Raw genomic sequence first — 24085 nt, forward strand, 5'->3', positions numbered from 1 at the left:
GGGGAGAGTCAGCAGTTGCATGGGCATCCCTATGAGTAGAAGGAGGGGGTAGGCCGCGTCTGGTTCAGCGCCCATTCACCCAGTTCGTGGAGTTTGTAATCCACCGGGTCGTGCAGGCTCTGGGTGCGCAGGTTGCGCCAATGGCGGTCGAGACGCAGCGATGCATGGGTGGCGCGGGCTCCGGTGACTTCGAACAGACGGCTACAGATATCCAGGCCGGTGCGTACGGCGGCGACTTTGGCGGTGGCGATGGACAACGCCAGTTGTGCGCGTTCCTCGGCACCCAGCGCGAGCCCCTTGTGCCAGGCCTCATCGAGCTGCTCGGCGGCACGCTCCACCAGCAGGCGCACGCTTTCCAGGCCGACCCAGAACTCACCGTAGTGACGCAGCACGTAGGGGTCTTCGCTGACATGCTGAGCCTTGGAGCGGAACCACGGACGGCCTTCCTTGAGGGTGTACTGACGAGCCTCTTCCAGGGCGCCTTCGGCGATGCCGAGGAAGATATGGGAGAAATGCAATTGGGCGATCAACGGGCGCAGGCAGGCGAAATGCGTGCTCAGGGGGCCGGGGTCAAGCAGCAACTCGTTCTCTTCCACGCGCACCCGTTCGAAGGTGGCGCTGCCACTGTCGGTCTGGCGCTGGCCCATATTGTCCCAGTCGCCGTGCAGGGTGATGCCGGTGCGGCCACTGGGGATCGCGGCAATCAGCAGTTTGCCGCCGGCGCTTTCGTCGATGGCCGAGGCGATCAGCATTTCCGAGTCGCTGGCACCGGAACAGAAGCTCTTCTTGCCGGAAAATTCCCGCCAGCCGTCAAAGGTCTTGACCACGGTACGGGTGTCCAGGGGGTTCAGTGCATTGCCCCAGAACCAGTTCTTGCGGGCGGTCTGTTCGAACCAGGGTTGCCACTGATCGGGGCGCGAAAACAGGCGCACGGTGGCCAGCATCAGGTGCTGGAAACCGAAGACGTGGGCGATGGAACTGTCCACCTTGGCGAACTCGCGCACCACCCCAAGGGTTTCGCTCCAACTGGCGCCGAGGCCGCCAAACTGGGTTGGAATGCTCAAGGCCAGCAGGCCGCTCTGGCGAATGGCGTCGCGTTGCTCCTTGGGCGTGCCGCCGGCCTCGTCGCGCTCTACGGCGGTTTCGGCGAATTCCACCGCCAGGCGGCGGGCGGTCTGCAGCGGGGTCAGTACGGTGGGCTGTTGTTGGGTTCTCACGCGATATCCCTCGCAAAAAGGCCTTCCAGGCAAATGCAGTCGTGATTCATGCGGGCTCCTCAGGCGATCTTGCGCAGGGCGTGTGCCTGGCCGGAAAACAGGCGAGCGGCGCGCGCGGCCGCCAGCTCGATGCGCGACTGCAAGGTCTCGCTGACGATGCGGTAGTCGGCGAAATCGGTCTCGCAGGCGTACACGCCGATGGGCAAGGTGAGTGACTGGAAGAAGCTGAACAGCGGGCGCAATTGGTGATCGAGGACCAGGGCATGACGCTCGCTGCCACCGGTGGCGGCCAGCAGTACCGGCGTGTTGACCAGGGCGTCCTGACCGACCAGGTCGAACAAATGCTTGAACAGGCCCGGATAGGTGCCGCGATAGACCGGTGTGGCCACCACCAGCAGGTCGGCAGACTCGATCAGGCGCAGTTCGTGCTCGACGGTTTCCGGCAATTCCTTGCGCCACAGCGCGCCGCCCAGCGGACGGACAATGTTGCCCAGTTCGATCAAGTGGGTATCGATGACCAGATGCTGGCCGAGCTCGCCCAGGATGGCTTCGGTCAGTGCCAGAGTGCGGGAGGGGCGGGAGGTACCGCCGGAGACAGCGACGACTTTCAGAGGAGTGCTCATCCTAGGTGTTCCTGTTGGACTGTTGATCGGGGTACATGGGCTTGAGCAAGGGCCGTACCAATGTGAAAAGCCCAGTGTTTACTGGGCTTCGCGGGGTAGGAGAGGGGGGTGACTGTTGATCTGGCGGATGAATTGTTGAGTGGCTGTTGCACAAGCAACAGTTGAGCCGATGTTCCTGCGGCAACAGTTTTCAGTGCTGGGATTGATGCACGTCGAGCAACGGCTTCAGTTCTTGTTTATTCAGCAAGTTGGGGCGGGACAAACATGCAGCCGTCCTAAACAGCCGGCCGCCGCATCGCCAGAATGGCCGCACCGAAGCCGATGAACGTCGAGCCAACGAGCCTGCTGATCCACACGGAAAACGCGGGCCGTTTCAGCACGCCTTTGGCCTGGGCCGCGATGGCGGCATACAGGCTCAAGGAAACCAGTGACAAGCCTGCGAATATCGAGGTGAGGAGCAGGAACTGCGGTAGCAGTGCGGCGCTCTGGTCGATGAATTGCGGGAACAGGGCGGTGAAGAACATCGTCGCCTTGGGGTTGGTGATGGCTGTCAGGAAGGCCGACTTGTACAGCTTTGAACGCGATGGCTTGCTGGTTTTGCCATCGGCTTGCACATCCTGCGCGAGTATCGGGCTCTTTTTGAACAGCTGCCTGGCGCCCAGATAGAACAGATAACCCGCCCCCAGGACTTTCACGGCGTTGAACAGCCATTCGGAGCTGGCGAGCAACGCGCCCAATCCCAGCATGGCGGCGGCCGACAAGCAGAACAGCCCGCTGGCGTTGCCCACCGACGACCACACCGCGTAACGCGGCCCGTAGGCCAGGCTGTTATTGATCGCCATCAAGGTGGCAGGTCCGGGACTGGCGATGGCGATTGCCGCGACCAGGGTAAAGGCGAGAATTGAGTGCAGTTCCATTGATCACATTCGCGACTGATTGAGAGGATGTGCATCCTACAGGAGAACCTGGGGTTGGCTGAATACGGCCACCCAGCGTTTCCATTGGTGCAGCCACGCTCGGGGTGTTCATCGAGTGGTTCGCGACCCTGCTGGGGCCTGGCCTTGAGCGCTGAGCCGTCGGGGCGGCTTTAATGCTACAGTCCGGCCTTTCCTGGGGGAGGGGCGCGTCATGCGGATCGTAGTAATGGCTTTGACGATGGCGCTGCTGGGCGGATGCGCCACGGCCAACGAAACCTTTGGCATGGGACAGCTCTGCGGCCGCCATCCTTACTGCGGTGCGGCGACCGATATCGAGATCATCAAGGCCTCGACGAATGACAACGACGTGTATTCACGCGCGCTGGCACCGTTTGCTGTCGTCGACCTTCCTTTCAGCATCGTCGCCGATACGCTGATCCTGCCTTATACGATTTTTCATATGAGGCCTGCCGAGGAGTAGGTGTATTGCCTCGACGGGTTGAATCCGTGGGGCAGCAATGCGGCATTTTTGGTGACGATCACCGCCTACAGATTTCGCGAGGGACGCACATGATCGACGGTTCCGCTGTCTTGACAGTTTTTTTGGTCTACCTGGCTGGTGTCGTGATTCCTGGACCGAATTTCGTCGCGGTGGTCCATAAGGCGGTGGCGGCTACGCGCTCTGAAGCGCTGGCCTTGGTGGCGGGAATCGTACTGGTCAACCTGTTCTGGTCCACCTGTGCGATTGCAGGTCTCGGGGTTGTATTTGCTGCGCTCCCTTGGGCTGCGCTGGTTGTAAAGGTTCTGGGCGCAGCCTACCTGATGTGGTTCGGATTCCGACTGCTGATCAACGCGGGGAGGAATGCGCCGGGCCCGCTGAATGATGCCGTCGCCGGTAGTTGCCGCCAGTCCTTTATTCAGGGGGTGATCACCAACATTGGCAACCCCAAGTCCATGGCTTTCTATGCCGCTGTTTTTTCAGCCGCGGCTCCCGCCCACGTTTCGCCAGGCACGTTTTTGTCGATGCTGGCAGTTGTCGTGGTGGTTTCAATGGCCTGGTATGCAATGGTCGCAATTGCGCTTTCGCAACCGAGGATTGCTTGCGCCTATCAAGGTAGGAAAAAAGCAATTGATCGACTGTGTGGTGGTTTGATCTTGTCTCTGGGGATTCGCCAGCTGGTTTAGCGAGTAGCCGTTGCTGGAGCAAGCCTTCCTCGTTGCACGCCAGGTCGGTGTTCCGCTGACCGACCTGGCGCTTACTGCCCAGCTGTTCAAACCCCTGCGGTGGCCTCGCGGACGAAGTCTTCGTAGGTGCGCAACGGACGCCCGAGGATGGTTTGTAGCCGTTCCACGGTTCCTTCAGCAGCCTGCATGCCAAACGTCTGGATACCGGACATCATCAGGCGCATGTCATAAGCCAGCCAGGCGGGACCGTACGCGGCCAATTGCGCTTCGAAGGCGGCCACATCGTCACCGCCGTAGGCGATCTCGCGACCCAGGGCTGAACTCCAGATATTCGCCGCGGCGGCACCGGTCAGTGCTTGTGGGCCGACTAGCTCGAGGGTTACACGGTCCAGGGCCGAAGGTGCCCTGTCGCGTCGCAGCAACTCGGCAGCGGCGATATCGGCGATGTCGCGGGCATCGATCATCGAGACGCCCGCCGAGCCGATCGGCATCGGGTACACCGAGTAGTTCTGAATCGTCTGCTGGACCATCAATTCGTTTTGCATGAAGTACGCCGGGCGCAGGATGGTCGCCGGGATGTCGAGGCTTTCGATCATGCGCTCGACCGTGTGCTTGCCGGTGAAGTGCGGAACGTGGGTGAACTTGTCAGCGTGAATCACCGACAGGTAGACGATGCGCTCGATGCCGGCCTCGCGAGCGAGGTTCAAGGTGATGAGGGCTTGTGTCACCTCGTCGGGGGTCACGGCATTGAGCAGGAACAGCGTACGCACCGACGCCAGCGCCTCGCGTAGCGAAGGCACGTCGGTGAGGTCGGCAACGACTTCAGTCACGCCCGCCGGGAATGTTCCCTTGCCAGGCTGGCGCACGAGGGCTTTGACGTTGGCGCCTGCGTCGGCGAGGCGCTGGATGATGAGTGAACCGATGGTGCCCGTGGCGCCGGTAACGAGAATGCTCATGTTGAATCTCCTGCAAAAGGGTGGGTAGCCGGAAAAGTCCGCTACGGCCTTGTCGGCCCGTTGCGATGATCAAACGATATTCCGTTGCAGAAACAAAACGAAGACGCCAGGATGTAGACACTCCGTTTCAAAAGTGGAACAGCATGAACCTGAACGCGCTGATCGATTTCACCCTCGTCGCAACGAACGAGGGGTTGGGAAAAGCAAGCCGTGCGAGCGGAATATCCAAGGCAACCTTGTCGCGCCGCATTGCCGACCTCGAGGAGCAATTGGGCGTCAGGCTGATCGAGCGCAGTGCGCGTGGTCTGAAGCTCACCGAGGCTGGAGAGCTGCTGCTGAGCAGGGCCGAAGGGCCGTTGGCCGAGGTGGTCGAAGCCATGGCGGCGGCGAAGGAGGGCGTATCGACGCCTCGCGGACGCTTGCGTGTCGCTGCCCCGGTCCTGTTTTCGCAGCTGGCGATGGGCGGCATCGGCGCAGCGTTTTGTGCGGCTTACCCGGACGTCGCGATCGAGGTCATTTCGGAGGATCGCGTGGTTGATCTCGTCGAGGAACAATTTGATGTCGCCATCCGGATCAACCCCAGCCCGGACAGCGATTTAGTCGGTCGCTGTTTCGCCAAGGACCGGCTGGTGGTGGTGGCCGCGCCTGGATTACCTCGGCCTGCACCCGGCGCCATCCGCTCAGTTCCCGGTGTTGTGATGTCCAGTTTCGAGCCCACCCATTGGACACTCGATGGCGGCAGCCTGATTCTGGAGCCGATCCCCAGGCTGCGCTTCTCTTCGTTCCTGATGATCCGCGATGCGGCCATCGCCGGTGGTGGGGCTGCCCTCATTCCACAGTCCATCGCATGGAACCAGTTGGCCAGTGGCGAGTTGGTCCAGTGGGGCACGGTATCAGGGAAGGAAGCCGAACTCTGGGTCTTGCACACGTCCCGGCGTCTTGCTGCACCGAAGGTGCGCGCATTTGTCGATTTCATGTGCGCCAGGTACCCGGACATGTCGTTGGTACTGAAGGGGTAGGGACGATCAATCTCACGTCGGGTTGTCGGCAATGAGCCTCACCCTGTGGCAATCGGCCGGTCCGAGTTTCTGACCGCTTGAGGATCGAACATCCATCGGCATGAGGGCCTGTCCGGACGTGTTGTCCAACAGCACGGAACGCGTTTCTCCCGGCTCGAACAGGAAGCGTTCACCCCACTGTCGCAGGCTGACCACGACCGGAAAGATCTCTCGGCCTTTCTCTGTCAGGACGTATTCCTTGTAGGCGCTTCCATCGGATGCGGGTCGAACGTCGAACACCCCGACCTCGACCAACGCCTTGAGTCGCGAAGCCAGAATGTTCTTGGCCACGCCCAGGCTCTTCTGAAATTCGCTGAAGCGGCGAATGTCGTCGAATGCATCACGAATGATCATGAGCGACCAGCGATCGCCTATCACGTCCAGTGTCCTGGCTACCGGGCATTCGCTGTTTTGCGGTGAAGCGTTTTCCATTGTATTGACCTCCTGAAAAAGCATCGCAAGTCCGGTCGATGTCTGTGGTTGCAAATCGAAACCTGATCAGGCAACAATCCAGTCAGGTTTTCAATTGAAACCAGTTTAGCGTCAAGGAGACGTGCATGACAGCAGATGTCGATTGTTGCACCCAGCAGCCTTCGGGAAATTTGAGTGACGACCAATGTGCCGGGCTTTCGCCGGCGCTCACGTTATTGTTTTCCGTGACCTGCGCACTGGCCGTCGCCAATGTCTACTTCGCCCAGCCCTTGCTCGCCTCGATGGCCGAGAGCCTGGGCGTCGCGTCAGGATTTATCGGGGTGGTGGTGACGGCCACTCAGGTGGGTTACGCGCTGGGGTTGCTGTTCATCGTCCCGCTGGGGGACAGGGTCAACCGTAAACGCCTGGTTTTCGCGCAATTGGTGTTGTCCGCGCTTGTGCTGGCGGTCGTCGGTGCCGCCCAGCATTGGTTGGCTTTGCTGGGGGCCATGATCGTGATGGGCTTGCTGGCGGTGGTTGTCCAAGTGCTGGTGGCCTATGCCGCCGTGCTGTCTACGCCCTCCCAACGGGGGCAGGCCGTGGGAACCGTCACCAGCGGCGTGGTCCTGGGTATTCTCCTGGCGCGGTTTACCTCTGGAGTGATTGCCGATCTGGCGGGCTGGCGCGGGGTTTATTTCGTTTCCGCGGGATTGATGCTGACCATCGCGGCAGTGTTCTGGGCAGTGGTGCCTGCCGCCGTGTCGTCACCTGACCGGCAGCCTTACCTGGCGCTCATCCGGTCGCTGTTCAAGCTGTTCATGACCGAGCCGGTGCTACGGATCAGGGGGCTGCTGGCCTTGCTGATCTTTGCCGCGTTTTCGGTGTTATGGACCGCCATGGTGCTGCCGTTGAGCGCCGCGCCGCTGTCGCTTTCACATACGGCCATCGGCCTGTTTGGCCTGGCTGGCGTCGCCGGGGCCCTGGCAGCCAGAAGGGCCGGTCGCTGGGCCGATCAAGGCTTTGGACAACGCGTTACCGGCTGGTCGCTGGGGCTCCTGACGCTCTCCTGGCTGCCTATCACGTTTACCGAAACCTCCCTGATCGCACTGGTGTGCGGCGTGGTGTTGCTCGACTTCGCGGTGCAAGCCGTGCATGTCACCAACCAGAGCTTGATCTTCGCAGCACGGCCCGACGCGCAAAGTCGCATGGTCGGCGCGTACATGTGTTTCTACTCGGCGGGCAGCGCGCTGGGCGCGGCGGCCGCGACCCAGGTTTATGCGCTGTGGGGCTGGATGGCGGTCAGCCTGCTAGGCGCCTCGATCAGCCTCGCCGCGTTGGCAGTGTGGAGGCTCTCGCTTCATTGCGGCCACTGCTCAAGCAGGATCGAGACGAACTTCTCCGCAGCCGGGGAGAGCGATGCGCCCCGGCGGTAGACCAGGCCCAGCGAGCGGTTTACCACCGGCTCGATCAGCGGCACGCTGACCAGCGTTGGATGATCCCCAGCCGGCATCGCCAGGCTGGGCATCGCCGACACGCCGAGGCCAGCCTCGACCAATCCCAGCGACGTGGACAGGTGCTGCACTTCGTAAAACCATTGCGGGCGCCAGCTCAGGCCCGACAGTGCGTGGTCCAGCAGCATGCGGTTGCCGCTCAGGCGACCAACACCGATCAGCCGATAATCACTGAGTTCCGACCAGGTAACCGCACTGCGTTCAGCCAATTCATGATCGCGCCGGCAGGCCAGCACAAAGGGTTCGTTGACCAGGGGCACGAACTCGATGTCCGGGTGCTGGCCGCTCATCATGTTGATGCCGAAGTCGGCTTCGCCGCGCAGAACTGCTTCGAGCCCTTCGTTGGCGCTGAGGTCGAGCAGGCGGATGCGGATTTTCGGGTAGCGCTCGTTGTAGAGGCGGATCACCGAAGGCAGGAAATAAAACGCTGCCGTGGGAATGCAGGCCAAAGTTACCCGGCCGATCTGCCGCTCCGCCAGCTCGCGGATGTTGAGAATCGAGTCGTCGAAATCATCCAGCAGGCGCCGCGCCTTGGGCAGGAAATCACGGCCGACGCTCGTCAGGCTGACCTTGCGGGTGGTGCGATCGAGTAAAGCGGTTCCCAGGCCTTCCTCGAGTTTTTTCATCCGTCGGCTCAAGGCTGGTTGCGACAGATGCAGTGCGTCAGCGGCTTCGTGGAAACTGCCGAGTTCGGCGATTTTCACGAAAGATCGTATGTCCTGGAGTTCATATTCCATGTGCTACCTCACCGAGGAAGGGCCGTGCGCGATGATAATTAGCGTAAAGCAATTCATTTGTGAAACGCAATAATCGCTCTGATCTTTGCATTGGAAACACTTTTCAAACCCTGCCACTCTTGTTTCCAGAGCATCAATTATCCAGATTGATCAACAAGAGTTAGTGAACATGCAGCGAATTCCTTGTGTGCTAATGCGCGGCGGTACGTCCAAAGGCCCGGTATTTCTCGCCTGGGATCTGCCGGTCGCCATCGCCGAACGTGACGAGCTGCTGCTCAACCTGATGGGCTCGGGCCATGAGTTGGAAATCGACGGCATCGGTGGCGGCAGTCCACAAACCAGCAAAGTGGCGATCGTCAGCCCATCGCTGCACCCTGATGCGGATGTCGATTATTTGTTCGTCCAGGTCATGGTTTCCCAGCGTCGGGTCGATACCGCCCCCAACTGCGGCAACATGCTCTGCGCCGTCGGCCCGTTCGCTATCGAGCAGGGACTGGTCAAGCCTTCCGGCGACCTGACCCGGGTGCGTATTCGCAACCTCAATACCGGGACTTTCGTGAATTCCGAAGTGCAAACCCCAGAAGGCAAAGTCCGCTATGAAGGCGACACCGCCATTGATGGCGTGCCTGGCACAGCGGCTCCGGTGCAACTGACCTTTCTCGATGCGGCGGGCAGCAAGACAGGGAAACTCTTTCCCACTGGACAACCCCAGGACCTGATCGACGGCATCCCGGTGACCTGCATCGACATGGCGATGCCGATGGTGATCGTTCAAGCCAGTCAGCTTGGCAAGCGCGGCGATGAAAGCCCCGCTGAGCTGGACGCCGATAAAGCTTTCCTGCAGCGCCTGGAGTCCCTGCGCCTGAAAGCCGGCCTGGCCATGGGCTTGGGTGATGTCAGTGACAAGGTCATTCCCAAACCGGTGCTGGTGTCTCCGGCCAAGTCTGGCGGGACGGTCCAGGTGCGTTATTTCATGCCGCACAACTGTCACCGCGCCCTGGCGATCACCGGTTCCATCGGCTTGGCCACTGCGTGTGTGACCGAAGACAGCGTCGTCGCACAGTTGCTTGGCATCGTCAGCGAGCCGCGCTTGCAACAGGTTCGGATTGAGCACCCAAGCGGCGGCATTGATGTCGTACTGTCCTACACCGGTGAAAAGGGTGAGACCATTCGGGCTTCGGTAGTACGTACCGCGCGCCGGCTTTTCTCAGGTTACGTCTACGCCACGGCGTCCCAGCGGCTGGCCGGATAGCCCAGGCAGCCAGGGTCTTTTGCATCAGAACAATTCTAAAAATGGGTGATGCCATGAAAGTTGTTAAATCGCTCTACTTCCAGATCATCTGCGCCGTGCTGCTGGGCGTGGTCGTCGGGCACTTCTGGTCGCAACAGGCAATTGCCCTGAAGCCGCTGGGTGATGCCTTCATCAAGCTGATCAAGATGATGATCGCGCCGGTGGTGTTCTGCACCATTGTCACCGGCATCGCCGGCATGAGCGACAAGCGCTCGCTGGGGCGTTTGTTGAGCAAGACCATGCTGTTGTTCCTGGCGCTGACGGTGATCAGCCTGATCATCGGCCTGGTGTCGGTCTACCTGTTCAAGCCCGGCGCGGGCATGAACATCGATCCGACGCAGTTGAGCACCCAAGGATTGTCGCAGTACACCGAATCCGCCGCGAAACTGAGCGTGGTGGACTTCTTCATGCACATCATTCCCGACACCTTTATCGGCGCCTTCAATAAAGGCGAGGTGTTGCCGGTGCTGTTTATCGCGGTGCTCTGCGGTTTTGCCCTGTCGTCCTTGGGTGAGCGCGGCAAGCCGGTGCTGGAGGTCCTGGAATCAGCTTCGCACATGGTCTTCAAGATTTTCTCCTACCTGATGCGTTTCGCTCCGATCGGCGCTTTCGGGGCCTTGGCCTTCACGGTGGGGCAGTACGGGATCACGTCGCTGGGCTCGCTGGCCAAGCTGATCATGACCTTGTATATCGCCTGCGCCTTCTTCGTCTTCGTGGTGTTGGGCAGCATCTGCCGCGCACATGGCTTCAGCCTCTGGAAGCTGCTGCGTTATCTGCGTGAAGAATTCCTGGTGGTACTGGGGACGTCCTCGACCGAACCGGTGATGCCGCGAATGTTGGAAAAACTCCAGGCCCTGGGTTGCAAGAAAGGCGTCGTGGGGCTGGTGCTGCCGACAGGTTACTCGTTCAACCTCGACGGCACGGCGATCTACCTGTCGCTGGCGGCGATCTTCATTGCCCAGGCCTGCAACATCGACCTGACGCTGACCCAGGTCATCAGCATGCTGGCGATCATGCTGCTGTCGTCAAAGGGGGCCGCGGGTGTGACCGGCAGCGGGTTTGTCGCCCTGGCCTCGACCTTGACGGTCATCCACGACATTCCCCTGGCGGGCCTGGCCCTGTTGATCGGGATCGACCGGTTCATGTCCGAAGCGCGGGCGTTGACCAGCCTGGCGAGCAACGCCGTTGCGACCGTGGTGATCTCCCTTTCGGAGAATGCCTGCGACCGCGAACTCCTGTTGCGGACCCTGGATGGCAAACCCGCCCTGACGCAGACCCCGGCAACGGACTCAGCCTGGGACGACACGAAGGTCGCCAAACACATCTAGCCGCTCGCGGCTGACTCGACGGCACCACATCAGCTCACTCACTACCTGCGCCAGGCACACTTTTGCGTGTTGCCTGGCGGGTTGGGGGGCGTGCGCCTGAATGTCAGCCAAGCTACTCATAACAACAAGAGAACTGACATATGCTCGCTTTACTTGGCTTGGCCATGGTGGTGGTCTTTACCTTCCTGATAATGACCAAACGGTTGTCACCGATCGTCGCCCTGACGGTGGTGCCCGTCGTCTTTGCCGTGCTCGGCGGCTTTGGCGGGACCACCGGCAAGATGATGTTGGACGGCCTGAAAATGGTCGCGCCGTCGGCGGCACTGTTGTTGTTCGCGATCCTGTTTTTCGGCCTGATGATCGACGCCGGTCTGTTCGACCCGTTGATCCGCAAAATCCTCAAGCGGGTCAATGGCGACCCGATGAAGATCGCCGTGGGCACTGCGCTGCTGTCGCTGTTGGTGGCGCTGGACGGTGACGGCACGACGACTTACATGATCACCTGTGCCGCGATGCTGCCGCTGTACAAACGCATCGGCATGAATCCGATGATCCTGGCGACTGTTTCCATGCTCTCCTTGAGCATCATGAGCGGCATGACCCCTTGGGGCGGCCCGGCGACCCGCGCGATCGCGGCATTGGGCCTGGATGCCGGTGAGTACTTCGTGCCCTTGCTGCCGACCATGATCGGCGGTGCGATGTGGGTGGTGTTCACGGCGTTCCTGCTAGGTCGTGCCGAGCGCAAGCGCATCGGCAACGTCCAGCTGCAAAGCGGTGGCGGTGACTGCTACATCAACGCGATCATCGAGAATACGCCGCACAAGCGTCCGAAGCTGGCCTACGTCAACCTGCTGCTGGTGGTTGCGGTGATGGTTGCGCTGGTGATGGGGCTCATGCACTCGGCGATCCTGTTCCTGATCGGTTTCGTCCTGGCGCTGATGATCAACTATCCGCAGTTGGACATTCAGAAGGAGCGCATTCTCGCCCACTCGGGCAACGCCATGACCGTGGTCCTGCTGGTGTTCGCCGCGGGCATCTTCGCCGGGATTTTTTCCGGGACGAAAATGGTCGATGCCCTGGCACAAACCCTGGTCGACTGGATTCCGCCTTCCTGGGGCCATCTGTTCCCGCTGGTGGTGGCGATTACCAGCATGCCGCTGACCTTCGTATTGTCCAACGATGCCTACTACTTCGGTGTCGTGCCGATCCTGGCCAATGCCGCTGCCGCCTATGGCATCGATCCGGTGGAAATTGCCCGGGCGTCCATTCTCGGCCAGCCGGTGCACTTGATGAGCCCGCTGGTGGCCTCGACCTTGTTGCTGGTGGGCATGGTTGACCGCGACCTTGGCGACTTCCAGAAAGCCACCGTCAAATGGGCGGTGCTCACGTCCCTGGTGATTACTGCACTGGCGCTGCTGACCGGGGCGCTGACGCTGTTTTCCTGATTCACCCGACACCTTAGCTTTTTGCCTGACACGCCTGCGCAAGCGGGTGTGCGCTGGCTTGCACGCCAAATAACAACAACGAGTAGCTCGACATGACCACTTTGCTTACCCGCGGGGCTTTGTTTCCAATCCTTGGGCTGTTGCCTCTGGCCTCGGCCAGTGCCGAAGGTTTCATCGACGACAGCAAACTCAAGCTGCAATTGCGCAACGTCTACTTCAACGAAAATTTTCGCGACGAGCACGGGATGAGCGCACGGGCGGCGAGGACCGCCAAGAGTGAGCGCACCGAATGGGCCCAGGGCTTGCTGCTGGATTACCAGTCAGGCTTTACGCCGGGCACCATCGGCTTCGGGGTCGACGCCCTGGGCCTGCTCGGGGTCAAGCTCGACTCCGGGCGTGGTCGCAGCGGCACCGGCCTGCTACCGGTGCATGACGACGGTCGCGCCGCCGACGAGTTTGCCAGCGCAGGGATGACCGCCAAGGCCAGGGTGGCCAAGACCACGCTCAAATACGGCACGTTGCTGCCCAAGACTCCGGTGCTGGTCTACAACGATGCGCGGCTGTTGCCCCAGACTTACCAGGGCACCCAGATCAGCAGCACTGACATCGACAACCTCACCATCATCGGCGGGTATCTGGAGCGTTTCAAGCTGCGCGATTCGAGCGACAGCATGCCCATCGTGCCCGATGGCTACGGCGGCGATAAGTCCGGTGACTTCAGCTATGCCGGTGCCGACTACAGGTTGGGCAAAAACATCCGTCTGAGCTACTTCTATGGCGAGCTGGAGAATTTCTATCGACAGAATTTTGCCGGCATCCAGCATGATCTGTCCTTGGGCGCTGGGGTATTGACCAGCGACCTGCGCTACTTCAACAGCGTCGATTCGGGTTCGGCCTACGGTGGCAAGATCGACAACGACATGCTCAGCGGATCGCTGTCCTACGCCGTTGTCGGCCATACACTGAGCGCCGGCTATCAAACCCTCAGCGGCGAGGCGGGCCTGCCTTATGTCAGCGGCGCCACGGTGTACTCCTTCAGCAACGTCGGGATCGGCAAGTTCATCGAGGAAGACGAGAAGACCTGGATGCTCGGTTATGGCTACGACTTCGCTCGCCTCGGTGTGCCCGGCCTGACATTTTCCACCCGCTACCTGAGCGGCAACGACGGCAAGTCCAATACCACCGTCAAAGAGTGGGAGCGTGACGCAGAGATCGCCTACGTGGTGCAGCAGGGTACGTTCAAGGGGCTGGGGGTGAAGTTGCGCAACTACGTCTATCGCTCGGACTTTTCCCGTGGCCGTGACAGCAACCGGATCTATTTCACCTACGACATCGCGCTTTGGTAGGACGCCGTGCGCGACGGCCGGCGCGTTGGCGTAGCGTGTCCCCAGGGCACGCATCCAACCCAACACCCCATGTGGGAGCGAGCTTGCTCGCGATGACGGTGTCAGATCCAGCATCATCGTTGGCTGATGGTCCGCCATCGCGAGCAAGCTCGCTCCCACAGGGAAAGGGGCCCGCGCTCATCACGGTGGCCCGGTTCGATTCTTTGCGACATCATGGCGGCAATTTTCTTTGGGGCAATGCCCGTCGAGGCCGCTATGGATCGCAACCGAGACCGACGTAACAAGCTTTCCCTGGATGGCCTGAATTTTTTCCTCGCGGATGTACGCGATGGGCTGGGTCCTTACCTGGCGATCTACCTGCTGGCGGTGCATCGCTGGGACCCTGCCAGCATTGGCGTGGTGATGACGGTGGCCGCTATGGCCGGGCTCGTCGCCCAGGCGCCCGCCGGAGCGCTGATCGACCGGGTGCGCAGCAAACGTGCCGTGGTGGCCGTGGCTGCCTTGATGGTGACGCTGGGTTGCCTGGTGCTACCGTTCACGTCTTCCTTCGGCCTGGTGGCGCTGACCCAGGCGCTCGGCGCCGTGGCGGCGTCGGTCTTCGCGCCGGCCATTGCGGCCATCTCCCTGGGCATTACCGGCGTCCGGGCCTTTACGCGGCGTACTGGGCGCAACGAGACATTCAACCACGCGGGCAATGCCTGCGCAGCGCTGCTGGCGGGTGGGTTCGCCTGGCTGTTCGGTCCCATTGCGGTGTTCTACCTGATGGCCGCGATGGCATTGGCCAGCATCGTGGCGGTCAGTTGCGTGTCCGCCGAGGCCATCGACCATGACGTGGCCCGGGGCCTGGAGGCCGGTCAGTCGGTGCAGGGCCCGACGCCCTCGGCGCTGCGCGTGTTGCTGGATAACCGCACGCTGCTGTTGTTCGCCATTTGCTGCGGGCTGTTTCACCTGGCGAACGCGGCGATGCTCCCGCTGGTCAGCCAGAAACTCGCCCAGGCCAATGCCCACCTGGCCACGCCGCTGACGTCGGCCTGTATCGTCGCGGCGCAACTGGTCATGGTACCCATGGCGTGGCTGGTCGGCGTCAAGGCCGATGCCTGGGGACGCAAGCCGTTGTTGCTGGCCGGCTTCCTGATCCTGCCCATTCGAGGGGTGTTGTACGTGCTCTCGGATGACCCCTATTGGTTGGTGGCGGTGCAGTTGCTCGATGGGATCGGTGCCGGGCTGTTTGGCGCGCTGTTTCCACTGGTGGTCAAGGACCTGACCCAGGGCACCGGGCGTTTCAACGTCAGCCTCGGGGTGCTGTCGACGGTGTTCGGGTTCGGCGCGGCGTTGAGTAACAGCCTGGCCGGCTTTGTGGTGCAGGGGGCTGGCTACAGCGCGGCGTTCCTGACCCTGGCGGCGATTGCTGCGTTGGCATTTGGTCTGTTGCTGGCGATGCCCGAAACTTTCATGCACAGCCGCGCCCCACAGCCCGGCACGCTTACGGTCGCTGACGGCGGGGTCGCTTGAGCCTGCGTATCACCTATGTGTGAGCGAGCTTGCTCGCGATGGCGACCGGCAATCAGAGCCTGGGTACCGGCCGTTCCACGACGCTCCAATAGGACGAGGTGTCGATGAGGCTCAAAACGCGCCCTTGGTCCATGTCCTGGTTCAGCACGCCTCGTATCAAATCACCGGCCAACCAGCTCGCCGTATTAGCTGCCAATACTCGACCTTCGGCATTGAGCAACAGCGCTTCATTGCTGACTCTCATCAGGCTGCGCACGAGCAAGGGTTCCAACGAGTGCAGGGAGATGTCGGCGGCGGCAACGCCAATGAAGCGATCATCGAAAAAAATCGGCACGGAGAAGGCAACGATGTACTGCTCGGTGCCATACAAGTCGACAAAAGGCCCGTCTATGGAGGGCTGGCGAGTCTGCTGCGGACGGGTGTACCAAGGCATGTGCAGGTAATCGTAGAAACGATCGCTGCGGCTATCGAGATTCAGCTGCAAAGGCTGGACTTGTTCGTTCTGGGTCCGGCACCACCACTGCAGGTGCATCTCGCAATCTTCCAGCTCACCAGGGGCGAAAACCACGCCAGCGCCATGAAACTTGAGACTCTCGGAGTCAAGGATCTGCCGGACGCCACCCAACAATGGCTTGAGGTCGCGTTGATTGGGGCGCCTGGTCTTGCACCGTTGCCGTTCCCAAATGCTCGATACCTGGGCGCCCAGGTCGTTGAGACCCTTGAAGACGTTACCAATGGAAGCGTTGATCAACGTTGCGCATTGGGATAACCCATTTGCTGAAATTTCGTTATCCATGGCTCTAACTCATGCCTCGGAAGGGACAGTGCGGTGTTTGCTGGCGACACGGACAGGCTGTCGGGCGGTGTTTGGAGTCAGTTGTTGAGCAAGTTCTGTTCCAGTCATCAGGCATCTTGCGCCATCTGCTGCAAGCGTATGGCGGTCAAACGCCGGACGCCGCGAGCAACATGGGCTTCGGCCAGTGCCCCCGCCAGATTGGCATCGTTCGCAATGATGGCCTCCAGAATCGCCCGGTGTTCCCGCTCGATCACTTGGGGATCCGGTTGCTCATCAAATGGCAACCATAACAACTCCCCCAGTTCCGCCTGCAAGCGGGCCTCGCTGTGGGTCAGCCGTACCGACTGCGACGCCACGGCAATTTCGATGTGGAACCTGGCGTCGGCACGTCGGCGCTCCAGACGTTCTTGTGCCTTGGCCAGCGCATCGATGTAGCCACCCAGCCGCGCATGTTGCTCAGGGCCGGCGCGTTGGGCTGCCAAGCGGGCGGCGGCGCCTGAAATGGCTGCGTGCTCGTCGGCCAGGTCACGCAATTCAAGCGTGCTCATTTCACGCAATTGATCGAACAACGCCTGATCGGTGGTTTGTGGGGCGGCGCAGATAAAGCTGCCGCCGTTGCGTCCACGCCGGGTTTCGATGACCCCGCGCTCTCGCAAGGCAGCCAACGCATCGCGCAGGGTGACCGTGGCGACGCCGAGTTGGGTGGCCAGGGTACTTTCGCTGGGGAGCTGTTCACCTTCGACCAGCAACCCCAGGTCAATCATTTCAACCAGGCGGCGGGTGACGGATTCCGTTTTCCCTTCCTGACTGAGGCGTATGAGGCTTGATGTAGGGCTCATGGTCGTTTCATTCATTGGCGGCGTCGTCGACGCCTGGACTCAAAAAAATTCTATTTCATAGTTCAAAGGCATTTTCAGGGGCCACTGGCGCGGAATTCTAGGGATGAAAAGGCGTTTAAGTCAAAAAAACCTGGCTGAATTTGGTTTTCCTGGGGTTCTCATGAACTAAAAGATATGGTTCCATATGTTTAAGCGAGCCGAGATCGCATTCATCCGAACCCAGGAGCACTTCAATCATGAGTCACTTGACCCGAGCAGAGTGGGAAGCCAGAGCCAAGGCGCTGGACATCGAGGGCCGTGCCTTTATCGACGGGCGATACAGGCCTGCCAGTTCAGGCGCTACCTTTGAATGCGTGAGTCCTGTGGACGGGCGATTGTTGGGCCTGGTTGCAAGTTGCGATGCCGCGGACGCCGAGCTGGCCGTGACCAGCGCCCGGGCGGCATTCGACTCCGGCGTTTGGTCGCGTCAGGCACCGGCAATGCGCAAGGCGGTCATGCTGCGTTTTTCCGACCTCTTGCAGTCTCACGCCGAAGAGCTGGCACTGCTGGAAACGCTGGACATGGGCAAACCGATCGCCGACTCGCTGGCGGTCGACCTGCCTGGCGCCATCGATAGCATTCGCTGGTGCGGGGAGGCCATCGACAAGATCTACGATGAGGTGGCCGCGACGGCGGTAGATCAGCTCGGGCTGGTGACGCGGGAGCCGGTCGGGGTGGTCGCTGCCATCGTGCCGTGGAATTTCCCGTTGATGATGGCTTCGTGGAAATTGGGGCCGGCATTGGCGACCGGCAACTCGGTGATTCTCAAGCCTTCAGAGCGTTCGCCGCTGACGGCTATTCGTATCGCACAGCTTGCCCTGGAAGCAGGGTTGCCGGTCGGTGTGCTCAATGTGCTGCCAGGCCATGGACACACGGTGGGCAAGGCCCTGGCCTTGCACGGTGACGTTGATGCGCTGGCGTTTACCGGTTCCACCCGAGTGGCCAAGCAACTTCTCGTGTATGCGGGCGAGTCGAACATGAAGCGGGTTTGGCTGGAGGCGGGGGGGAAGAGTCCGAACATTGTCTTCGCAGATGCCCCAGATCTACAGGCAGCCGCCGAAGCGGCAGCGGCCGCCATTGCTTTCAACCAGGGCGAGGTGTGCACCGCCGGTTCACGTTTGCTCGTCCAGGCTTCCATCAAGGCGCACTTCGTGCCGATGGTGGTCGAGGCTTTAAAAGGCTGGAAGCCAGGCCATCCGCTGGATCCCGACACCAATGTCGGTGCGCTGGTGGACGCGCGCCACCTGGAAGGGGTGTTGCAACACATTCGGCAAGGACAGGATCAAGGCGCCCAGTTGTTGCTGGGAGGGCGCGTGGCATTGGAGGAAACCGGCGGCAGCTACGTGGAGCCGACACTGTTCGACAATGTCAGCAACTCGATGACAATTGCCCGGGAAGAGATTTTCGGCCCAGTGCTGTCGGTGATCGAATTCGACGAAGCCGAGGATGCGGTGCGCATCGCCAACGACACGCCTTACGGGCTGGCTGCAGCCGTCTGGACGGCCAATCTGTCGCGCGCCCACACCATGGCCCGCGCACTTCGCGCCGGAAGTGTCTGGGTCAACCTGTATGACGGCGGCGACATGATGGCGCCGTTCGGTGGCTACAAGCAGTCCGGTAATGGCCGCGACAAATCCCTGCATGCCTTCGATAAATACACCGAGATCAAGGCCACCTGGATACAGCTCTGAGGCATTTCTGGTGAACCACGTTACGGGTGGAATGGTTCTGCCTGCTTGACGCTTACTCAACGAATTCCTTTTTGAAGGATGGCGCAATGAACAGCTCAATAAGCTCCACGGCAGCCGTGGACCAGGACGCGGAGCAACTCCGTGCCCTCGGGTACACCTCGAGTTTCGAACGTAGCATGAGCCTGTGGCAGAACTTTGCCCTCGGGTTCACCTACCTATCACCGGTAGTCGGCGTCTACACATTGTTCGGCCTGTGCCTGGCAACGGGCGGGCCGCCCATGTTCTGGTCCTACCTGCTGGTGGGGTTCGGGCAAATGCTGGTGTGCCTGATTTTTTGCGAAGTGGTGTCCCAATATCCCATCTCCGGCGGTGTCTATCCGTGGGCCCGTCGCCTGGTGGGGAAAAAGTGGGCCTGGATGGTCGGCTGGATCTACGCCATCTCCCTGTGCGTGACCATTGCTGCCGTAGCTCTGGGCGCCGGTCCCTACATTGCCAACCTGCTGGGTTTCGAGCCGTCGCCGGTCACCAATACCTTGGTCGCGCTGGTCCTGACCGCTACTGCGACGGTCTTGAACCTGAGCGGCACCAAGCTGCTGGCGCGGGTGGCTATGTTCGGCTTTCTGTGTGAGCTGGTCGGGGCGTTGTTGATCGGCGGCTATTTGCTGATTTTTGAGCGCCACCAGCCCTTGAGCGTGTTGTTCGACACGTTCGATATCTCCATCGATGGGGAGTACTGGCCGGCCTTCCTGGCCGCATCACTGGCCGGGATGTTCCTTTACTACGGTTTTGAAGCGTGCGGCGATGTGGCCGAGGAAACGCCCAATCCCAGCCGCCAAGTCCCCAAGGCCATGCGAATGACGATCTGGATCGGCGGTGCCGCGTCGATCTTTGCCGCCCTGGCCTTGATCCTGGCCGTGCCTGATATTGCCGCCGTTGTTTCCGGCCAGGACAAGGACCCCATGGCCACGATATTCGGCGCGGCGTTCGGTCCGGTCATGTCGCGGGTGGTCATGGCGGTGATCACGGTTTCGTTCGTTTCCTGTGTGCTGAGCTTGCAGGCATCCGCCAGCCGCTTGTTGTATGCCTACGCCCGAGACGAGATGCTCATGGGCAGTGGCGTGCTGAAGAAAATCTCCCCGGCTACCCATGTGCCGACCGCCGCCCTGATGGTCTGCGGGGTGCTGCCGGCGATCATCGTGTGTGTCGGTTTCTATCTTCAGAACGCCATCGCGCTGGTGGTGAGTTTTGCCGCCATCGGTATCTACCTGGCATTCCAGATGATCGTCGGGGGTGTGATGTACGCCCGTCTCCGGGGCTGGACACCCAATGGCCAGTTCACCTTGGGACGTTGGGGCTGGCCGGTGAACATCGCTGCGCTCTGCTATGGCTTGTTCGCCATCGTCAATATGTCCTGGCCGCGTATGCCAGACGCGCCGTGGTATGTGAACTACGGCATCGTGTTGGTTGGCGCCATCGTGATCTTCGTCGGCCTCGTCTACATGGTCCTGTTTCGCCCCTACGAGAAAGGTACCGCCCCGGCTTCCGATGCCTGGAAAAAAACCTAAGCGACATGACGGCCTGCCGCCGGGCGCGGCAGGCAAATCCTCTGATGATAAAAGGGTGAACGCTATGACGTCTCGAATCCATTCGATGCTGTTTGGGTTGCTCCTGATTCTGGCCAGCCATGGGGTTCTGGCAGCCAGTCAAAACGATACCCTGGGTGTGATCCATGACTATATGAAAGCTTGGAACGCTCGCGATGCGGAGGCTGCGGCGAAGTACTTCACCGAGGACGGCGAGTTCCTCGACGCCTCGGTGGGGACACCGCAGGTCGGCCGGGAAAATGCCAAGACCCAGGTGATCGAAGTGTTCATGCACGCAGTGCCGGATCTGCAATGGACGATGCTGGGCGAGCCGATCGTCAACGGTGAAAGCATTGCCTTCGAATGGGAATTCAAGGGACACAATACCGGGCCTTGGAGCACCGAGACGCCGGCCACCCAGCGCCCCCTTAGCTTCAAGGGGGTGAGTTTCATCCGGCTCAAGGAGGGCAAGATTATCACGCAGCACGACTACTATGACGCCCTGGGTTTCAACAAGCAGCTCGGCTGGTAGATCAATGTTCCCGCCGCGAGAGCTGTAGCAACAAACCAGGCTCGGCTCTCCTGGCCGAGAGCGTCCAGCCGTGGGCCTGGGCGATTTCCTGGCAGATCGTCAAGCCCAGGCCGGCGCCATGGTCGCGGCGATGGGCCCCGCGCCAGAAGCGAATGAACAGGTGTGGCAGTTGCTCCCGCTCCACCCCGGGGCCCCAGTCTCGTACGCTCAGGTGATCCGCGCCGATGTCCACTCGAACCTCTGTGCCCCGAGGGGCGTGTTGGATGGCGTTTTCCAGCAGGTTCTTCAACAAGGTGAAGAGGGCGCTGCGATCCGCCTGCCATGGGTCAGCAGAGGCAGCGTTCTGCGCCAGCACCAAGCGCACGTCTGCGGCTTCGGCCATGCGCTGCAAATAGTTGCTGGCTTCCCTCGCGACATCGGCCAGTTCGACCTCGGCAAACTGGTAGTTCCGGGCCTCACTGGCTTCGGTCAGGAGCAGCAGTTGCTGGACTTGACGGGTCATGTGAGCGACATCGTTGAGCAACGCGTTGCGATCGTGGCTGTCCTCCATCAATTCGATTTGCGCGCGTATCAGCGCCAGCGGTGTCTTGAGCTCGTGGGCCGCGGTTGCTAGAAACTCCTGTTGGGTCCGGTAGCCATGTTCCAGGCGCTGGAGGGCCCGATTGAAACTGTCCACCAGTGGCACGACTTCGGACGGTACGCTGGTGACCTGCAAGCGTGAATGCAGGGAACGAGGCGAAATGGCCGCGGCCGACTCGGACACCTCGCGCAAGGGTCTGAGCGTATAGCCCAGGGTGATATAGGCACAGGCGGCAAAGACGAAGAGCAGCACCAGGCTGAACAGGACGATACCGGCGCCCATGAATGGCAACGCGAATGCACCATGGAAGAGGTCCATCAGCCGTTCGCTGACGGCAAGTTGCAGGAACCAGGTCTTGCCGTCGTGTTCGACCGGCGCGGTGGCGCCATACATCAGGATGCCCTGGCGCTCGAACTTGAACGGTTCGTGCTCTGAAGGACGCACCGCGGTGCTTGCAGGCCAGAAGGTTGCTTCGGTGGACGTCAGGACCACATTTGCCGAGGCGTCCAGCACGCGGTATCCGATGTCTTGCGGCATGCTTTCATAGGTCCAGATTCGATCGGCCTCGCTGCGATCGAATCCGACCGGGCGGCCGGCAGGATCGAACTGGAGTTTCTCCGCCAGCTCCTGGGTGCGTTCGGCCATGTTCATGACCAGCAGGATGTCGCTCTGGGAGGTGACCAGGGCCAGCGCCGTCAATACGATCAGCAGGATGCTCAGCGCCACGCCAGCAATATAGGCCAGCAACACTTTGAATCTGAGGCTACTCAGCCACGTCGACCTGGCGCAGCGCATAACCAAGACCTCGCAAGTTGACAATGCGTTGGCGGGAACCGATGGCAAGCAGCTTGCGGCGGATACGGTGAAGGGCCACGTCCAGGGCGTTCGGCGTGACCGCCTCGCTCAAGCCCCAGCCTGCTGCCTCTATCGTCTGACGGCGGACGATCTCCCCAGGTTTGCGCAACAGCAGCAACATGATCTGCATTTCCGCTGGCGCCAGAGCAATGCTTTCATTGGCACACCACATGCTGCCGGTGTCGGGTTGCAGGCTCAGGTCGCCATGGCTGGGCGCCAGTGGGCGACAGTCCACGGGGCGTCGCAGCAACGCTCGCACGCGCGCGACCATTTCATCCATGGCAAAGGGCTTGGGCAGATAGTCATCCGCGCCGGCATCGAGCCCCTGTACCCGATCATGCAGGGCATCCCGCGCCGTGAGCACCAGGCACGGGATGCCTAGCCCGGCGCTGCGCAGACGCTTCAACAGGACGAGCCCGTCGCCGTCCGGCAACCCGCGATCGAGGATCAGCGCCTGGTAGGGCACACGCTGGATGGCCGACCACGCGCCATCCATGCGGTTGATCACATCGACGGCGATCCCCGCATTCGCCAGGCCTGTGCAGACCAGGTGCGCCAATCGTTCGTGGTCCTCGACCAGCAGAATTCGGCTCATCAGAAGCGGTACAGGTAGCCGAACAGCGCGCTGTTTTCGGTAGAGCTGTCTACCAGCGGGCTGTCCTTGATCTCACTGGCGAGGCTCGTCGCTTTGATATCGAGGAACAGGGCGTGGTGTTTATCGAACATGTAGTTTCCCCGGACGCCAAATTCGGTATTGAGGGCAGACTTGCCATCATAGGCCGCACGATCGATGCGGGCCTCACTGTCGCGCACGCCAAAATAATAATCGACGTATTTTTTGTCCTGCCACATCGCCGTGACTTGGGGTGTGAGCGTGATGTGTTCGCCGACCCGCCAGGTCCGCTCCAGGCCCACGTTGAAGCGCTGCCCCTTGCTGTTGCCCGACACCTCCGACAGCCACTCGGCGCGCACGTCCACCAGACCGGTGTGCCACTCCACTTTGGCCCCCGCCCAGAAGCTGCTTTTGCGGTCGCTCATGCCATCGAAGACCCGCGCGTCGTCAGCGTCGTAGCCACTGAAGTCGTACTGGCCCATGAGGCTGAAATCGATTTGCTGGGTGTCGCCGATCTCGAGTTGTGACAGCTTGACCTCGGCGTTTGGGCCGAACACCCATAGGTATTCGTTCTCGAAGTAGATCAGCGGTATCGCCTTGTTGTCACGATCGATGCCGGTATAGGGCTGCTGGCTGCTTAATGCGCCGACCCCCAGTCCCCAGGACGAAGACGGTTCGGCGTTGTCAGACTCGGCCGCCTGTGCGGCCATTGCTGAAATGGCCACGGCGAGCAGGAACACACTCGGGATTGTCGAAACGGCTAAGCGCAAAGGCATTGAGTTCTCCAACAGGACAGGATGAATGCACGCCCATCGTCGAGAACTTTCTCTTACCGAATACTTACCGTTATTTGTCGAATGCTTGATCTTGATCAAGGCAAATACAAATTCCAGCCCCCCGGGTGGATATAAGTGCCAAGCAGTGCAATATCAGGCGTGATGGCCATTTGGTATTGCGTTAAGATCGTTCAGGATCAGCGTGTATAACAGCGGTTTTACAATAAGTTCACGCATCACTAAT

General features: G+C 60.9%; 23 protein-coding genes. 12 read left to right on the forward strand and 11 right to left on the reverse strand.

Going from position 1 to position 24085, the window contains the following annotated elements:
* Positions 1-29 precede the first annotated feature (29 nt).
* The 3 genes from KI235_RS12495 to KI235_RS12505 all read right to left on the reverse strand — a co-directional run bounded on the left by KI235_RS12495 (position 30) and on the right by KI235_RS12505 (position 2757).
* Entirely contained in the window at positions 30-1217 is a 1188-nt protein-coding gene (locus KI235_RS12495; protein WP_003200684.1) for an acyl-CoA dehydrogenase family protein, read from the reverse strand.
* A gap of 59 nt (positions 1218-1276) precedes the next feature.
* A complete protein-coding gene (gene msuE, locus KI235_RS12500; RefSeq protein WP_003200686.1) occupies positions 1277-1840 on the reverse strand; it encodes an FMN reductase in 564 nt (187 codons plus the stop codon).
* A 275-nt stretch (positions 1841-2115) separates the two neighbouring features.
* Positions 2116-2757 (reverse strand): LysE family translocator, encoded by a 642-nt coding sequence (locus KI235_RS12505; RefSeq protein WP_003200689.1) that lies wholly within the window; start codon positions 2755-2757, stop codon positions 2116-2118.
* A gap of 211 nt (positions 2758-2968) precedes the next feature.
* Between KI235_RS12505 and KI235_RS12510 the strand changes: the two genes are divergently transcribed.
* Entirely contained in the window at positions 2969-3238 is a 270-nt protein-coding gene (locus KI235_RS12510) for a YceK/YidQ family lipoprotein (protein ID WP_027912369.1), read from the forward strand.
* 89 nt (positions 3239-3327) lie between these two features.
* The gene (locus tag KI235_RS12515; protein ID WP_003200694.1) at positions 3328-3942 is read left to right on the forward strand and encodes a LysE family translocator; all 615 of its coding nucleotides are present in this window, start codon (positions 3328-3330) and stop codon (positions 3940-3942) included.
* An 86-nt stretch (positions 3943-4028) separates the two neighbouring features.
* Here KI235_RS12515 and KI235_RS12520 read toward each other — a convergent pair whose 3' ends face one another.
* Positions 4029-4898: an NmrA family NAD(P)-binding protein gene (locus KI235_RS12520; RefSeq protein WP_013693019.1), complete on the reverse strand. Its 870-nt coding sequence runs from the start codon at positions 4896-4898 to the stop codon at positions 4029-4031.
* Positions 4899-5041: 143 nt separating this feature from the next.
* On the opposite strand from KI235_RS12520, the gene KI235_RS12525 reads away from it, so the two are divergent.
* Complete coding sequence (locus KI235_RS12525) at positions 5042-5917, forward strand: LysR family transcriptional regulator (protein WP_028236546.1); 876 nt, start codon at positions 5042-5044, stop codon at positions 5915-5917.
* A 12-nt stretch (positions 5918-5929) separates the two neighbouring features.
* Here KI235_RS12525 and KI235_RS12530 read toward each other — a convergent pair whose 3' ends face one another.
* Entirely contained in the window at positions 5930-6388 is a 459-nt protein-coding gene (locus KI235_RS12530; protein WP_003200700.1) for a helix-turn-helix domain-containing protein, read from the reverse strand.
* 125 nt (positions 6389-6513) lie between these two features.
* Here KI235_RS12530 and KI235_RS12535 point away from each other — a divergent pair, with 125 nt between their 5' ends.
* Positions 6514-7800 carry an MFS transporter gene (locus KI235_RS12535; RefSeq protein ID WP_027912366.1) on the forward strand — a complete coding sequence of 429 codons (1287 nt, stop codon included), beginning with the start codon at positions 6514-6516 and terminating at the stop codon, positions 7798-7800.
* Here KI235_RS12535 and KI235_RS12540 read toward each other — a convergent pair.
* A complete protein-coding gene (locus KI235_RS12540; RefSeq protein ID WP_003200706.1) occupies positions 7725-8615 on the reverse strand; it encodes a LysR family transcriptional regulator in 891 nt (296 codons plus the stop codon). The two genes, KI235_RS12535 and KI235_RS12540, sit on opposite strands and share 76 nt — an antisense overlap.
* A gap of 169 nt (positions 8616-8784) precedes the next feature.
* On the opposite strand from KI235_RS12540, the gene KI235_RS12545 reads away from it, so the two are divergent.
* From KI235_RS12545 to KI235_RS12565, 5 genes are all read left to right on the forward strand, one after another.
* Positions 8785-9867: a 4-oxalomesaconate tautomerase gene (locus tag KI235_RS12545; RefSeq protein WP_003200708.1), complete on the forward strand. Its 1083-nt coding sequence runs from the start codon at positions 8785-8787 to the stop codon at positions 9865-9867.
* 41 nt (positions 9868-9908) lie between these two features.
* Positions 9909-11234, forward strand: a complete 1326-nt coding sequence (locus KI235_RS12550) for a dicarboxylate/amino acid:cation symporter (protein WP_003200711.1) — start codon at positions 9909-9911, stop codon at positions 11232-11234.
* Positions 11235-11374: 140 nt separating this feature from the next.
* Positions 11375-12679, forward strand: coding sequence for a citrate:proton symporter (locus tag KI235_RS12555; RefSeq protein ID WP_212795766.1), 1305 nt, complete (start codon positions 11375-11377; stop codon positions 12677-12679).
* A 92-nt stretch (positions 12680-12771) separates the two neighbouring features.
* Positions 12772-14025, forward strand: coding sequence for an OprD family porin (locus tag KI235_RS12560; RefSeq protein WP_038856375.1), 1254 nt, complete (start codon positions 12772-12774; stop codon positions 14023-14025).
* Positions 14026-14280: 255 nt separating this feature from the next.
* Positions 14281-15537: an MFS transporter gene (locus KI235_RS12565; protein WP_003200719.1), complete on the forward strand. Its 1257-nt coding sequence runs from the start codon at positions 14281-14283 to the stop codon at positions 15535-15537.
* Between the two features lie 52 nt (positions 15538-15589).
* On the opposite strand, the gene KI235_RS12570 is transcribed toward KI235_RS12565, so the two are convergent.
* Together KI235_RS12570 and KI235_RS12575 are read right to left on the reverse strand one after the other, a co-directional pair.
* Entirely contained in the window at positions 15590-16333 is a 744-nt protein-coding gene (locus KI235_RS12570; RefSeq protein WP_003200720.1) for a cache domain-containing protein, read from the reverse strand.
* Between the two features lie 107 nt (positions 16334-16440).
* Positions 16441-17172 (reverse strand): FCD domain-containing protein, encoded by a 732-nt coding sequence (locus KI235_RS12575; protein ID WP_013693026.1) that lies wholly within the window; start codon positions 17170-17172, stop codon positions 16441-16443.
* Positions 17173-17408: 236 nt separating this feature from the next.
* On the opposite strand from KI235_RS12575, the gene KI235_RS12580 reads away from it, so the two are divergent.
* The 3 genes from KI235_RS12580 to KI235_RS12590 all read left to right on the forward strand — a co-directional run bounded on the left by KI235_RS12580 (position 17409) and on the right by KI235_RS12590 (position 21017).
* Entirely contained in the window at positions 17409-18902 is a 1494-nt protein-coding gene (locus KI235_RS12580; protein ID WP_003200724.1) for an aldehyde dehydrogenase, read from the forward strand.
* Between the two features lie 86 nt (positions 18903-18988).
* A complete protein-coding gene (locus tag KI235_RS12585; RefSeq protein WP_013693028.1) occupies positions 18989-20467 on the forward strand; it encodes an amino acid permease in 1479 nt (492 codons plus the stop codon).
* A gap of 64 nt (positions 20468-20531) precedes the next feature.
* A complete protein-coding gene (locus KI235_RS12590; protein ID WP_032833219.1) occupies positions 20532-21017 on the forward strand; it encodes an ester cyclase in 486 nt (161 codons plus the stop codon).
* Position 21018: 1 nt separating this feature from the next.
* Here KI235_RS12590 and KI235_RS12595 read toward each other — a convergent pair whose 3' ends face one another.
* From KI235_RS12595 to KI235_RS12605, 3 genes are read right to left on the reverse strand one after another with little or no spacing between them, the layout of a single operon-like run.
* Complete coding sequence (locus KI235_RS12595) at positions 21019-22347, reverse strand: ATP-binding protein (protein ID WP_244864299.1); 1329 nt, start codon at positions 22345-22347, stop codon at positions 21019-21021.
* A 13-nt stretch (positions 22348-22360) separates the two neighbouring features.
* Positions 22361-23047, reverse strand: a complete 687-nt coding sequence (locus KI235_RS12600) for a response regulator transcription factor (RefSeq protein ID WP_003200730.1) — start codon at positions 23045-23047, stop codon at positions 22361-22363.
* Positions 23047-23940 (reverse strand): MipA/OmpV family protein, encoded by an 894-nt coding sequence (locus KI235_RS12605; protein WP_223522898.1) that lies wholly within the window; start codon positions 23938-23940, stop codon positions 23047-23049. Before KI235_RS12605 ends, KI235_RS12600 begins: the two co-directional genes overlap by 1 nt.
* Between the last annotated feature and the right edge of the window lie 145 nt (positions 23941-24085).

The sequence above is a fragment of the Pseudomonas sp. St386 genome (assembly GCF_018325865.1).
GTDB lineage: Bacteria > Pseudomonadota > Gammaproteobacteria > Pseudomonadales > Pseudomonadaceae > Aquipseudomonas > Aquipseudomonas brassicacearum.

What these genes read in the sequence shown, in the direction of transcription:
- KI235_RS12520 (WP_013693019.1), bottom strand. Translation starts at nt 4,898, where the DNA reads ATGAGCATTCTCGTTACCGGCGCCACGGGCACCATCGGTTCACTCATC.
- KI235_RS12580 (WP_003200724.1), top strand. Translation starts at nt 17,409, where the DNA reads ATGAGTCACTTGACCCGAGCAGAGTGGGAAGCCAGAGCCAAGGCGCTG.
- KI235_RS12525 (WP_028236546.1), top strand. Translation starts at nt 5,042, where the DNA reads ATGAACCTGAACGCGCTGATCGATTTCACCCTCGTCGCAACGAACGAG.
- KI235_RS12545 (WP_003200708.1), top strand. Translation starts at nt 8,785, where the DNA reads ATGCAGCGAATTCCTTGTGTGCTAATGCGCGGCGGTACGTCCAAAGGC.
- KI235_RS12600 (WP_003200730.1), bottom strand. Translation starts at nt 23,047, where the DNA reads ATGAGCCGAATTCTGCTGGTCGAGGACCACGAACGATTGGCGCACCTG.
- KI235_RS12555 (WP_212795766.1), top strand. Translation starts at nt 11,375, where the DNA reads ATGCTCGCTTTACTTGGCTTGGCCATGGTGGTGGTCTTTACCTTCCTG.
- KI235_RS12590 (WP_032833219.1), top strand. Translation starts at nt 20,532, where the DNA reads ATGACGTCTCGAATCCATTCGATGCTGTTTGGGTTGCTCCTGATTCTG.
- KI235_RS12510 (WP_027912369.1), top strand. Translation starts at nt 2,969, where the DNA reads ATGCGGATCGTAGTAATGGCTTTGACGATGGCGCTGCTGGGCGGATGC.
- KI235_RS12550 (WP_003200711.1), top strand. Translation starts at nt 9,909, where the DNA reads ATGGGTGATGCCATGAAAGTTGTTAAATCGCTCTACTTCCAGATCATC.
- msuE (WP_003200686.1), bottom strand. Translation starts at nt 1,840, where the DNA reads ATGAGCACTCCTCTGAAAGTCGTCGCTGTCTCCGGCGGTACCTCCCGC.
- KI235_RS12515 (WP_003200694.1), top strand. Translation starts at nt 3,328, where the DNA reads ATGATCGACGGTTCCGCTGTCTTGACAGTTTTTTTGGTCTACCTGGCT.
- KI235_RS12560 (WP_038856375.1), top strand. Translation starts at nt 12,772, where the DNA reads ATGACCACTTTGCTTACCCGCGGGGCTTTGTTTCCAATCCTTGGGCTG.
- KI235_RS12575 (WP_013693026.1), bottom strand. Translation starts at nt 17,172, where the DNA reads ATGAGCCCTACATCAAGCCTCATACGCCTCAGTCAGGAAGGGAAAACG.
- KI235_RS12530 (WP_003200700.1), bottom strand. Translation starts at nt 6,388, where the DNA reads ATGGAAAACGCTTCACCGCAAAACAGCGAATGCCCGGTAGCCAGGACA.
- KI235_RS12535 (WP_027912366.1), top strand. Translation starts at nt 6,514, where the DNA reads ATGACAGCAGATGTCGATTGTTGCACCCAGCAGCCTTCGGGAAATTTG.
- KI235_RS12585 (WP_013693028.1), top strand. Translation starts at nt 18,989, where the DNA reads ATGAACAGCTCAATAAGCTCCACGGCAGCCGTGGACCAGGACGCGGAG.
- KI235_RS12570 (WP_003200720.1), bottom strand. Translation starts at nt 16,333, where the DNA reads ATGGATAACGAAATTTCAGCAAATGGGTTATCCCAATGCGCAACGTTG.
- KI235_RS12565 (WP_003200719.1), top strand. Translation starts at nt 14,281, where the DNA reads ATGGATCGCAACCGAGACCGACGTAACAAGCTTTCCCTGGATGGCCTG.
- KI235_RS12540 (WP_003200706.1), bottom strand. Translation starts at nt 8,615, where the DNA reads ATGGAATATGAACTCCAGGACATACGATCTTTCGTGAAAATCGCCGAA.
- KI235_RS12505 (WP_003200689.1), bottom strand. Translation starts at nt 2,757, where the DNA reads ATGGAACTGCACTCAATTCTCGCCTTTACCCTGGTCGCGGCAATCGCC.